The sequence below is a fragment of the Enterobacter sp. CP102 genome (assembly GCF_025152625.1).
Lineage (GTDB): Bacteria > Pseudomonadota > Gammaproteobacteria > Enterobacterales > Enterobacteriaceae > Enterobacter > Enterobacter soli.
This window is the reverse complement of sequence record NZ_CP104014.1, coordinates 4,535,455-4,547,365: the sequence shown is the minus strand read 5'-3', so window position 1 is coordinate 4,547,365 and position 11,911 is coordinate 4,535,455. Positions and strand designations below refer to the sequence as shown.

Genomic DNA, 11,911 nt, shown 5'->3' with positions numbered 1-11,911 from the left:
GGCCATGACTAACTGCATGAAATACCACGATCTACGCGACTTCCTGGCGCTGCTGGAAAAGCAGGGCGAACTCAAACGGATTACGCTTCCTGTTGATCCTTATCTGGAAATGACAGAAATTGCTGACCGCACCCTGCGTGCCGGTGGCCCTGCGCTGTTATTCGAAAATCCAAAAGGTTACTCCATGCCGGTGCTCTGCAACCTGTTTGGCACACCACGTCGCGTGGCGTTGGGCATGGGGCAAGAGGATGTGACTGCGTTACGTGAAGTGGGCAAACTGCTGGCCTTTCTGAAAGAGCCGGAGCCACCAAAAGGCTTCCGCGATCTGTTCGACAAACTGCCGCAATTTAAGCAGGTGTTGAACATGCCAACCAAACGCCTGCGTGGTGCACCGTGCCAGCAAAAAGTGCTGGAAGGTGATGCCGTTGATCTGACGAAAATCCCCATTATGCAGTGCTGGCCGGAAGATGCTGCACCGCTTATCACCTGGGGACTGACCGTTACGCGTGGTCCGCACAAAGAGCGGCAAAACCTCGGTATTTATCGCCAGCAGCTGATTGGTAAAAACAAGCTGATTATGCGCTGGCTGTCGCATCGCGGCGGCGCGCTGGATTTCCAGGAGTGGTGTGCTGAACACCCAGGCGAGCGTTTCCCGGTTTCCGTGGCGCTGGGCGCCGATCCGGCAACCATCCTGGGTGCGGTTACGCCAGTCCCTGATACGCTTTCTGAATACGCGTTCGCAGGCTTGCTGCGCGGCACCAAAACCGAAGTGGTGAAGTGTATTTCCAATGATCTGGAGGTACCGGCTAGTGCGGAAATCGTGCTGGAGGGTTACATTGAGCAGGGTGAAATGGCACCGGAAGGGCCATATGGCGATCACACGGGTTATTACAATGAAGTCGATAACTTCCCGGTGTTTACCGTTACCCACATCACCCAGCGTGAAGATGCCATTTATCACTCGACCTATACCGGCCGTCCACCGGATGAACCGGCCGTTCTGGGCGTGGCGCTGAACGAAGTGTTCGTGCCTATTCTGCAAAAGCAGTTCCCGGAAATTGTTGATTTCTATCTGCCGCCGGAAGGATGCTCTTATCGCCTGGCTGTGGTAACAATGAAGAAGCAGTATGCGGGGCACGCCAAACGCGTGATGATGGGCGTATGGTCGTTCCTGCGCCAGTTTATGTATACCAAGTTTGTTATTGTCTGTGATGATGACGTCAATGCCCGCGACTGGAATGACGTTATCTGGGCCATCACCACGCGGATGGACCCGGCACGTGACACGGTGTTAGTGGAAAACACACCGATTGATTATCTGGATTTTGCCTCGCCGGTTTCCGGTCTTGGCTCAAAAATGGGACTGGATGCCACAAACAAATGGCCTGGCGAAACCGACCGTGAATGGGGTCGCCCGATCAAAAAAGATCCTGCCGTGACCGCGCGAATTGACACGATCTGGGACGAACTGGCCATAATGAATAACGGTAAACCCGAATCTGACCGTTAAGCCCTATAGACTTCCCGACAGAGAGAGCGAATGACAACCTTAAGCTGTAAAGTGACCTCGGTAGATGCTATCACCGACACCGTATATCGCGTCCGTTTAGTGCCAGAAGCGGCATTCTCTTTCCGCGCTGGTCAGTACTTGATGGTCGTGATGGATGAACGAGATAAGCGTCCTTTCTCTATGGCCTCTACGCCAGCAGAGCAGGAATTCATCGAGCTTCATATTGGTGCGTCAGAGCTTAACCTGTATGCGATGGCTGTGATGGATCGCATTCTGAAAGAGCGCGAAATCCTGGTGGATATTCCTCACGGTGACGCCTGGCTGCGTGAAGACGAAGACCGTCCGCTGATCCTGATTGCTGGCGGTACCGGCTTCTCTTACGCCCGTTCTATTCTGTTGACCGCACTGGCGCGCAATCCAGACCGTGATATCACCATCTACTGGGGTGGCCGCGAAGAGAAACATCTCTACGATCTGTCCGAGCTGGAAGCACTGAGCATTAACCATCCGAACCTGCGTATTGAGCCGGTTGTTGAGCAGCCGGAAGAAGGCTGGCGTGGGCGCAGCGGCACGGTACTGACGGCGGTATTGCAGGATTACGGCACGCTGGCGGAGCACGATATCTATATTGCGGGTCGTTTTGAGATGGCGAAAATTGCCCGCGACCTGTTCTGTAACGAACGTGGTGCGCGTGAAGACCGCCTGTTCGGCGATGCGTTTGCGTTTATCTAAATAAAAAACCCGCCCCTGACAGGCGGGAAGAACGGCAACTAAACTGTCTCTCTTCGTGAATACGGCGAGATGCTTTTCGTCGGCCGGGAAAGCGCAGCACCTCCCGGCAACAGCCCGATAGCGCGATGCTTATCGGGCCTACGATACTTTTCTTGATTTACACCCTCTCAAACACCGTCGCGATCCCCTGACCCAACCCTATACACATGGTTGCCAGACCAAACTGGGCATCCTTGCGTTCCATCAGGTTAATCAGGGTGGTGCTGATGCGTGCACCGGAACAACCCAGCGGGTGACCGAGTGCGATCGCGCCGCCGTTGAGGTTAATCTTCTCGTCGATCTTGTCCATCAGCCCCAGATCTTTAATGCACGGCAGGATCTGTGCGGCAAAGGCTTCGTTCATCTCAAACAGGTCGATATCGCTGGCGGTTAATCCCGCTTTTTTCAGCGCCAGTTTCGACGCCGGAACCGGGCCGTAACCCATAATCGACGGATCACAGCCGACCACCGCCATCGAACGAATACGGGCGCGCGGCGTCAGGCCTAATTCGCGGGCGCGGCTTTCGCTCATCACCAGCATCGCGGCGGCACCGTCGGAAAGGGCAGAAGATGTGCCGGCGGTTACCGTACCTGTGACTGGATCAAATGCCGGGCGCAGTTTGGAAAGTGCTTCGACCGTGGTTTCCGGGCGGATCACTTCGTCGTAGCTGAACTGCTTTAGTACACCGTCAGCGTCATGCCCGCCGGTTGGGATAATCTCGCTTTTAAATGCGCCAGACTGTGTGGCAGCCCAGGCGCGGGCGTGAGAGCGCGCAGCGAAGGCATCCTGCATTTCACGACTAATGCCGTGCATTCGCGAGAGCATCTCGGCAGTCAGCCCCATCATACCCGCCGCTTTCGCCACATTACGGCTCATGCCAGGGTGGAAATCGACCCCGTGGCTCATCGGCACGTGACCCATATGCTCCACGCCGCCAATCATGCAGGCCTGCGCATCGCCAGTCATGATCATACGGGCAGCATCGTGCAGTGCCTGCATTGACGAGCCGCACAGGCGGTTAACGGTCACCGCTGGTACGGAGTGCGGGATTTCAGCCAGCAATGCTGCGTTACGGGCGATGTTAAAACCTTGCTCCAGAGTCTGCTGCACGCAGCCCCAGTAGATATCGTCCAGCGCGGTGGGATCCAGCGCCGGGTTACGCGCCAGCAGGCTGCGCATCAGGTGCGCGGAGAGATCTTCCGCGCGAACGTTACGGAATGCGCCGCCCTTTGAACGGCCCATCGGGGTGCGAATTGCATCGACAATGACAACCTTTTCCATTGTGACTCCTTAAGCCGTTTTCAGCTCGCCAACCGGACGGGCAGGCTCAACTGCTGGATAGTAGGGTTCGTTATGGCGCGCTTTATTACGCAGACCTTCCGGCACGGCATAGAGCGGGCCGAGGTGCTGATACTGCAGGGCCATATCGAGGTACTTCGCGCTGCCAAGCGTATCCAGCCAGCGGAACGCGCCGCCGTGGAACGGAGGGAAACCGAGGCCATAGACCAGCGCCATATCCGCTTCTGCCGGGCTTGCGATGATGCCTTCTTCCAGGCAACGCACCACTTCGTTAACCATTGGGATCATCATGCGAGCGATAATCTCCTCGTCGGTGAAGTCACGTTTCGGCGCACTGACGTCCGCCAGCAGGCTATCCACCGCCGCATCTTCTTCTTTCTTCGGCTTGCCTTTGCTGTCTTCTTTATAACGCCAGAAGCCCAGACCGTTTTTCTGACCAAAACGGTTGGCATCGAACATGGCGTCGATGGCATCGCGATAATCTTTGCTCATACGCTGCGGGAAGCCCGCGGCCATGACGGCCTGCGCGTGATGCGCCGTGTCGATACCGACCACATCCAGCAGATATGCCGGGCCCATCGGCCAGCCGAACTGTTTTTCCATCACTTTGTCGACTTTGCGGAAATCTGCACCGTCGCGCAGTAGCTGGCTAAAGCCGGCAAAGTAAGGGAACAGCACGCGGTTCACAAAGAACCCAGGGCAGTCGTTCACCACGATCGGTGTTTTGCCCATTTTGCTGGCCCACGCCACCACTTTAGCGATGGTGTCATCAGAGGTTTTTTCCCCGCGAATGACTTCAACCAGCGGCATCCGGTGAACCGGGTTAAAGAAGTGCATCCCGCAGAAGTTTTCCGGGCGCTTCAGTACGCTTGCCAGTTCGCTAATCGGGATGGTGGAGGTGTTCGATGCCAGCACCGTATCCGGGCGAACCTTGTCTTCGGTTTCTGCCAGGACCGCTTTTTTAACTTTTGGGTTTTCAACCACGGCTTCGACAACCACGTCAACGCGATCGAAACCGCTGTATTCCAGGGTCGGCTGGATAGTGGAGATCACACCCGCGAGTTTCAGGCCATCAATCTTGCCGCGCTCCAGCTGTTTATTCAGCAGCTTGGCCGCTTCGGTCATGCCCAGCGTCAGGGATTTTTCGTTAATGTCTTTCATTACTACCGGCACGCCTTTCCAGGCGGACTGGTAAGCGATACCGCCACCCATAATGCCTGCACCCAGAACCGCTGCGTGTTTTGGGGTCTCCACGTTTTTGGTCAGCTGTTTGGCTTTGCCTTTAACGAACTGATCGTTCAGGAAGATACCCACCAGAGCGCGCGCTTCGTTGGTGTGCGCCAGCGGAACGAAACTCTGATTTTCTAATTTAAGCGCCTCTTCCCGGCCAAAGCGGGCAGCGGCTTCAATGGTTTTTACCGCCGTGATAGGGGCCGGGTAGTGTTTACCTGCGGTCTGCATCACCATGCCTTTGGCAATGGTGAAACTCATGGCCGCTTCAATTTTACTGAGCTTTAAGGGTTCAAGCTTCGGCTGGCGTTTCGCTTTCCAGTCGAGATCGCCATTAATCGCCTGACGCAGAATGGCGATAGCACCTTCAACCAGTTTCTCTGGCTTAACGACGCCATCCACCAGGCCAATTTTCTGCGCTTGATCCGCGCCGACATCTTTACCCGCGGCAATAATTTCCAGGGCGCTATCGGCACCCAACATACGTGGCATACGCACAGAGCCACCAAAGCCCGGCATGATGCCCAGTTTGGTTTCCGGAAGGCCGATGCGCAGGTCTGGTGTCGCCAGACGATAATCCGTAGCCAGCACACATTCGCAGCCACCGCCCAGTGCGTAGCCGTTAACGGCGGAGAGCGTCGGGACAGGTAAATCTTCCAGGCGGTTAAAGACGCTGTTAGCAAAATGCAGCCACTGGCTCAGCTGTTCTTCCGGCACCAGGAACAGAGACAAGAATTCGGTGATATCGGCACCGACAATAAAGGCCGCTTTGTTAGAGCGCAGCAGCAGCCCTTTTAAATCAGATTGCTTTTCAAGTACATCCAGCGCCTGGCCAAGACTGGCCACCGTCGCGGTATCGAGCTTGTTTACTGAGCCGGGGGCATCGAACACCAGTTCGGCAATGCCATCTTCCAGCCAGTTGAGGTACAGGGTGTCGCCTTTGTAGAGCATGTCAGTCTCCTGAATCCAGCAATTGGATCTGGTCATACCAGATGAAACGGAGTGTGGAATTTATGTTAATAAAATGCAAATCACTCATTAAGAAATTGCTGCATTGATCACGCTCGGTGGAAATCACGCAGGTGAGGGCAGGTGTGCTAAGATGCGAAGACTTGAGGTCGAAAAAACGAAAGGATAAATGATGGACTCACTGGCTGCGCTCTATAAAAATCATATCGTTACCCTACAGGAACGTACCCGCGATGTACTGGCTCGTTTTAAGCTGGATGCCCTGCTTATCCACTCCGGCGAGCTGATGAATACCTTCCTTGATGACCATGCTTACCCGTTTAAGGTCAACCCGCAGTTTAAAGCCTGGGTGCCGGTGACACAGGTTCCAAATTGCTGGTTGTTGGTCGATGGCGTGAACAAGCCGAAGCTGTGGTTCTATCTGCCGGTGGATTACTGGCACAACGTTGAACCGCTGCCAACGACCTTCTGGACCGAAGAGGTGGACGTGATCGCGCTGCCGAAAGCCGACGGGATTGGCAGCCAGTTGCCTGCTGCGCGCGGTAATATTGCCTATATTGGTCCTGTGCCAGAGCGTGCGCTGGGTCTGGATATTCCGGCTGACAAACTGAATCCGAAAGGGGTGCTGGATTATCTGCACTACTACCGCGCGTATAAAACCGACTACGAACTTTACTGCATGCGTGAAGCGCAGAAGACGGCGGTGACGGGTCACCGTGCCGCGCATGAAGCGTTCCTGTCTGGCATGAGCGAGTTCGATATCAACCAGGCATACCTGACGGCAACCGGTCACCGTGATACCGATGTGCCGTACAGCAACATCGTGGCGCTGAATGAGCACGCGTCTGTTCTGCACTACACCAAACTGGATCACCATGTTCCGTCCGAGATGCGTAGCTTCCTGCTGGATGCGGGTGCCGAGTACAACGGCTATGCCGCTGACCTGACCCGTACCTGGGCGGCCCAGGGTGACACCGATTTTGCACATCTGATCAAAGATGTGAATGACGAGCAGCTGGCGCTTATCAGCACCATGAAAGCGGGAACCAGCTATGTGGATTACCACATCCAGTTCCATCAGCGCATCGCAAAACTGCTGCGTAAGCACCAGATTGTGAAGGATATGAGCGAAGAAGCGATGGTGGAAAACAACCTGACCGGGCCGTTCATGCCGCACGGTATTGGTCACCCGCTGGGTCTTCAGGTTCATGATGTCGCGGGCTTTATGCAGGATGATACGGGCACGCATCTGGCGGCACCGTCTAAATATCCGTACCTGCGCTGCACGCGTATTATCGAGCCGCGTATGGTGTTGACTATTGAACCGGGTATCTACTTTATCGAATCCCTGCTGGCGCCGTGGCGTGAAGGCCAGTTCAGCAAGCACTTCAACTGGGAAAAAATTGAAGCGCTGAAGCCGTTTGGCGGTATTCGTATCGAAGATAACGTGGTTATCCATGAAAACGGTGTTGAGAACATGACGCGAGATCTGAAACTGGCCTGATGGAAAGCTGGCTGATACCGGCGGAACCGGTCACCTTTGTTGAGGAAATCAAGAAAAGCCGCTTTATAACGCTGCTGGCGCACACCGATGGCGTAGAGGCGGCAAAGGCGTTTGTGGAGTCCGTCCGCGCGCAACATCCTGATGCGCGTCACCACTGTGTCGCGTGGGTGGCTGGGCCGCCGGATGACTCACAGCAACTGGGATTTTCTGATGATGGTGAACCGGCTGGCACGGCCGGTAAACCCATGCTTTCTCAGCTAATGGGAAGCGGTGTGGGAGAGATAACCGCTGTAGTGGTTCGCTATTATGGCGGCATTTTGCTCGGAACGGGTGGGCTGGTTAAAGCCTATGGTGGCGGCGTTCAGCAGGCACTTAATCTGCTGATCACAACCCGCAAAACGCCACTTACCGAATATACTTTGTTGTGCGATTACGCACAGTTATCGGGTATCGAAACCCTGCTAAAGCAATTTAATGGCGTGATTGCGCACAGTGATTACCAGGCGACAGTACAGTTGCATGTGGCGCTTCCTCAGGCAGAGCTGGATGCTTTTTCAGCAAAACTGGCTGATTTTAGTCGTGGTTCGTTGCAATTGCTGCCGATTGAAGAATAATCCCCACCTTACTTTTTGAATACCAAAGGAAGCGGCAGAGATGCATTTTCGTGCCATTACCCGAATCGTTGGACTGCTGGTCATACTCTTTTCCGGGACGATGATTCTCCCTGGACTGGTGGCACTTATCTACCGGGACGGCGCGGGGCGTGCGTTTACCCAGACGTTCTTTGTCGCGCTGATGATCGGTTCGATGCTGTGGTGGCCAAACCGTCGTGAGAAAGGTGAACTGAAATCCCGCGAAGGGTTTTTGATTGTCGTCTTGTTCTGGACGGTGCTGGGGAGCGTGGGTGCGCTGCCTTTCATCTTTGCTGAGCAACCGAATCTGACCATTACGGACGCTTTCTTTGAATCGTTTTCAGGTTTAACCACCACCGGGGCAACCACGCTGGTGGGGCTGGATTCATTACCCCACGCGATCCTCTTCTACCGGCAAATGCTGCAATGGTTCGGCGGTATGGGGATCATTGTCCTGGCCGTGGCCATTCTGCCGATTCTGGGCGTCGGGGGGATGCAGCTGTATCGCGCCGAAATGCCCGGCCCGCTGAAAGATAACAAGATGCGCCCGCGTATTGCCGAAACGGCGAAAACGCTGTGGCTTATATACGTCTTACTGACGGTTGCCTGCGCGCTGGCGCTGTGGTTTGCCGGGATGCCTGCCTTTGATGCCATCGGCCATAGCTTCGCCACGATCGCTATTGGTGGCTTCTCTACGCATGATGCCAGCGTGGGCTATTTCGACAGCCCGACAATCAATACCATTATTGCTATCTTCCTGCTGATCTCCGGCTGTAACTATGGTTTGCACTTCTCTTTACTGAGCGGGCGTAGCCTGAAGGTCTACTGGCGCGACCCGGAATTCCGCATGTTTATTGGCGTCCAGCTTACTCTGGTCGTCATCTGTACTCTGGTGTTGTGGCTTCACGATGTTTATAACTCGGCAATCACGACGCTTAATCAGGCTTTCTTCCAGGTTGTGTCGATGGCGACAACGGCGGGCTTCACAACCGACAGCATTGCGCGCTGGCCGTTGTTCCTGCCTGTGCTGTTGCTCTGTTCTGCTTTTATTGGCGGCTGTGCCGGGTCTACGGGCGGTGGTCTGAAGGTGATTCGTATCCTGCTCCTGTTTAAGCAGGGGAACCGTGAGCTGAAACGCCTGGTCCACCCGAACGCGGTTTACAGCATCAAACTGGGGAATCGTGCGCTGCCGGAACGTATCCTCGAAGCGGTGTGGGGATTCTTCTCTGCCTATGCGCTGGTCTTTATCGTCAGTATGCTCGCCATTATTGCCACCGGGGTGGATGATTTCTCTGCTTTCGCGTCCGTGGTGGCAACGCTTAATAACCTGGGGCCAGGGCTGGGCGTGGTGGCGGATAACTTTGCCAGTATGAACCCGGTGGCGAAATGGATCTTAATTGCCAACATGCTGTTCGGGCGTCTTGAGGTCTTTACGCTGCTGGTGTTGTTTACCCCAACATTCTGGCGCGAGTAAGGGAGTCATTGTTGAAAACACTTATTCTATTCTCTACACGTGACGGGCAAACCCGTGAGATTGCCTCTTATCTGGCATCTGAATTAAAAGAGCTGGGGGTTTACGCGGATGTCGTGAACCTGAACCGTACAGAAGAGATTAGCTGGCAGGACTACGATCGCGTGGTCATTGGGGCGTCTATTCGTTACGGGCATTTCCATCCTGCGCTGGATAGCTTTGTGAAAAAGCATACGGCGGTGCTGAATGCATTGCCTGGCGCTTTCTATTCCGTAAATCTGGTTGCGCGTAAAGCAGAGAAACGCACACCGCAAACGAACAGCTACACGCGTAAGTTTTTGCTGGGCTCTCCGTGGCAGCCAGATCTGTGTGCCGTATTTGCGGGCGCGCTGCGTTACCCACGTTATCGTTGGTTCGACCGCTTTATGATCCGTCTTATTATGAAGATGACCGGCGGCGAAACGGATACCCGTAAAGAAGTGGTCTATACCGACTGGGCGCAGGTCGCCAGTTTTGCGCGTGAAATCGCACAATTAACGGCCGATTCGAAGGTAAAATAAACGCAAAGTTTGAAAAGTGAGCGAACGAAAAGTTTTTTGAATTTTATGCTTGTCACTTCAGAATAACTCCCTATAATGCGCCTCCACTGACACGGAACAACGGCAAGCAAGCCGCCGGGTCAGCAGGGTTCTCCGGCGAAAGCCGCTGAAGAATCCCGGAGAAAAGCGAAAATAAAAGCTTGACTCTGTAGCGGGAAAGCGTAATATGCACACCCCGCGCCGCAGCGAAAACGAAGCGGCACTGCTCTTTAACAATTTATCAGACAATCTGTGTGGGCACTCAAAGTGACATGGATTCTTAATGTCTTCGGACAATAAATGAATACCAAGTCTCAACGAGTGAACACGTAATTCATTACGAAGTTTAATTCATTGAGCATCAAACTTTTAAATTGAAGAGTTTGATCATGGCTCAGATTGAACGCTGGCGGCAGGCCTAACACATGCAAGTCGAGCGGTAACACAGGGAGCTTGCTCCTGGGTGACGAGCGGCGGACGGGTGAGTAATGTCTGGGAAACTGCCTGATGGAGGGGGATAACTACTGGAAACGGTAGCTAATACCGCATAATGTCGCAAGACCAAAGAGGGGGACCTTCGGGCCTCTTGCCATCAGATGTGCCCAGATGGGATTAGCTAGTAGGTGGGGTAATGGCTCACCTAGGCGACGATCCCTAGCTGGTCTGAGAGGATGACCAGCCACACTGGAACTGAGACACGGTCCAGACTCCTACGGGAGGCAGCAGTGGGGAATATTGCACAATGGGCGCAAGCCTGATGCAGCCATGCCGCGTGTATGAAGAAGGCCTTCGGGTTGTAAAGTACTTTCAGCGAGGAGGAAGGCATTAAGGTTAATAACCTTGGTGATTGACGTTACTCGCAGAAGAAGCACCGGCTAACTCCGTGCCAGCAGCCGCGGTAATACGGAGGGTGCAAGCGTTAATCGGAATTACTGGGCGTAAAGCGCACGCAGGCGGTCTGTCAAGTCGGATGTGAAATCCCCGGGCTCAACCTGGGAACTGCATTCGAAACTGGCAGGCTAGAGTCTTGTAGAGGGGGGTAGAATTCCAGGTGTAGCGGTGAAATGCGTAGAGATCTGGAGGAATACCGGTGGCGAAGGCGGCCCCCTGGACAAAGACTGACGCTCAGGTGCGAAAGCGTGGGGAGCAAACAGGATTAGATACCCTGGTAGTCCACGCCGTAAACGATGTCGATTTGGAGGTTGTTCCCTTGAGGAGTGGCTTCCGGAGCTAACGCGTTAAATCGACCGCCTGGGGAGTACGGCCGCAAGGTTAAAACTCAAATGAATTGACGGGGGCCCGCACAAGCGGTGGAGCATGTGGTTTAATTCGATGCAACGCGAAGAACCTTACCTACTCTTGACATCCAGAGAACTTTCCAGAGATGGATTGGTGCCTTCGGGAACTCTGAGACAGGTGCTGCATGGCTGTCGTCAGCTCGTGTTGTGAAATGTTGGGTTAAGTCCCGCAACGAGCGCAACCCTTATCCTTTGTTGCCAGCGGTCCGGCCGGGAACTCAAAGGAGACTGCCAGTGATAAACTGGAGGAAGGTGGGGATGACGTCAAGTCATCATGGCCCTTACGAGTAGGGCTACACACGTGCTACAATGGCATATACAAAGAGAAGCGACCTCGCGAGAGCAAGCGGACCTCATAAAGTATGTCGTAGTCCGGATTGGAGTCTGCAACTCGACTCCATGAAGTCGGAATCGCTAGTAATCGTAGATCAGAATGCTACGGTGAATACGTTCCCGGGCCTTGTACACACCGCCCGTCACACCATGGGAGTGGGTTGCAAAAGAAGTAGGTAGCTTAACCTTCGGGAGGGCGCTTACCACTTTGTGATTCATGACTGGGGTGAAGTCGTAACAAGGTAACCGTAGGGGAACCTGCGGTTGGATCACCTCCTTACCTTAAAGAACCTGCCTTTGTAGTGCTCACACAGA

The 11,911-nt window shown here is 54.3% G+C and carries 8 protein-coding genes and 1 rRNA gene; 7 read left to right on the top strand and 2 right to left on the bottom strand.

Features of this window, described 5'->3' with window-relative positions; all coding sequences use genetic code 11:
- Nucleotides 1-4 precede the first annotated feature (4 nt).
- On the top strand, nt 5-1,510 hold the full coding sequence (ubiD, locus tag N1249_RS21475) for a 4-hydroxy-3-polyprenylbenzoate decarboxylase (protein ID WP_259833272.1): 1,506 nt from the start codon (nt 5-7) through the stop codon (nt 1,508-1,510).
- A 30-nt stretch (nt 1,511-1,540) separates the two neighbouring features.
- The gene (gene fre / locus N1249_RS21470; RefSeq protein ID WP_014072244.1) at nt 1,541-2,242 is read left to right on the top strand and encodes an NAD(P)H-flavin reductase; all 702 of its coding nucleotides are present in this window, start codon (nt 1,541-1,543) and stop codon (nt 2,240-2,242) included.
- A gap of 157 nt (nt 2,243-2,399) precedes the next feature.
- Here fre and fadA read toward each other — a convergent pair whose 3' ends face one another.
- Complete coding sequence (fadA, locus tag N1249_RS21465) at nt 2,400-3,563, bottom strand: acetyl-CoA C-acyltransferase FadA (protein WP_259833271.1); 1,164 nt, start codon at nt 3,561-3,563, stop codon at nt 2,400-2,402.
- A gap of 9 nt (nt 3,564-3,572) precedes the next feature.
- A complete protein-coding gene (gene fadB, locus N1249_RS21460; protein WP_259833270.1) occupies nt 3,573-5,762 on the bottom strand; it encodes a fatty acid oxidation complex subunit alpha FadB in 2,190 nt (729 codons plus the stop codon).
- Nucleotides 5,763-5,952: 190 nt separating this feature from the next.
- Here fadB and pepQ point away from each other — a divergent pair, with 190 nt between their 5' ends.
- From pepQ to N1249_RS21435, 5 genes are all read left to right on the top strand, one after another.
- A complete protein-coding gene (pepQ, locus tag N1249_RS21455) occupies nt 5,953-7,284 on the top strand; it encodes a Xaa-Pro dipeptidase (RefSeq protein WP_259838240.1) in 1,332 nt (443 codons plus the stop codon).
- Nucleotides 7,284-7,898, top strand: a complete 615-nt coding sequence (locus tag N1249_RS21450; protein ID WP_259833269.1) for an IMPACT family protein — start codon at nt 7,284-7,286, stop codon at nt 7,896-7,898. Before pepQ ends, N1249_RS21450 begins: the two co-directional genes overlap by 1 nt.
- Nucleotides 7,899-7,938: 40 nt before the next feature.
- Nucleotides 7,939-9,390, top strand: coding sequence for a Trk system potassium transporter TrkH (gene trkH / locus N1249_RS21445; protein ID WP_166718580.1), 1,452 nt, complete (start codon nt 7,939-7,941; stop codon nt 9,388-9,390).
- An 11-nt stretch (nt 9,391-9,401) separates the two neighbouring features.
- Entirely contained in the window at nt 9,402-9,947 is a 546-nt protein-coding gene (gene hemG, locus N1249_RS21440; RefSeq protein ID WP_259833268.1) for a menaquinone-dependent protoporphyrinogen IX dehydrogenase, read from the top strand.
- Nucleotides 9,948-10,336: 389 nt separating this feature from the next.
- Nucleotides 10,337-11,876, top strand: a 16S ribosomal RNA gene (locus tag N1249_RS21435).
- The last annotated feature ends 35 nt before the right edge of the window (nt 11,877-11,911 follow it).

Coding starts and splice junctions, on each gene's coding strand:
- fadB (WP_259833270.1), bottom strand. CDS start 5,762: ATGCTCTACAAAGGCGACACCCTGTACCTCAACTGGCTGGAAGATGGC.
- fre (WP_014072244.1), top strand. CDS start 1,541: ATGACAACCTTAAGCTGTAAAGTGACCTCGGTAGATGCTATCACCGAC.
- ubiD (WP_259833272.1), top strand. CDS start 5: ATGACTAACTGCATGAAATACCACGATCTACGCGACTTCCTGGCGCTG.
- N1249_RS21450 (WP_259833269.1), top strand. CDS start 7,284: ATGGAAAGCTGGCTGATACCGGCGGAACCGGTCACCTTTGTTGAGGAA.
- pepQ (WP_259838240.1), top strand. CDS start 5,953: ATGGACTCACTGGCTGCGCTCTATAAAAATCATATCGTTACCCTACAG.
- fadA (WP_259833271.1), bottom strand. CDS start 3,563: ATGGAAAAGGTTGTCATTGTCGATGCAATTCGCACCCCGATGGGCCGT.
- trkH (WP_166718580.1), top strand. CDS start 7,939: ATGCATTTTCGTGCCATTACCCGAATCGTTGGACTGCTGGTCATACTC.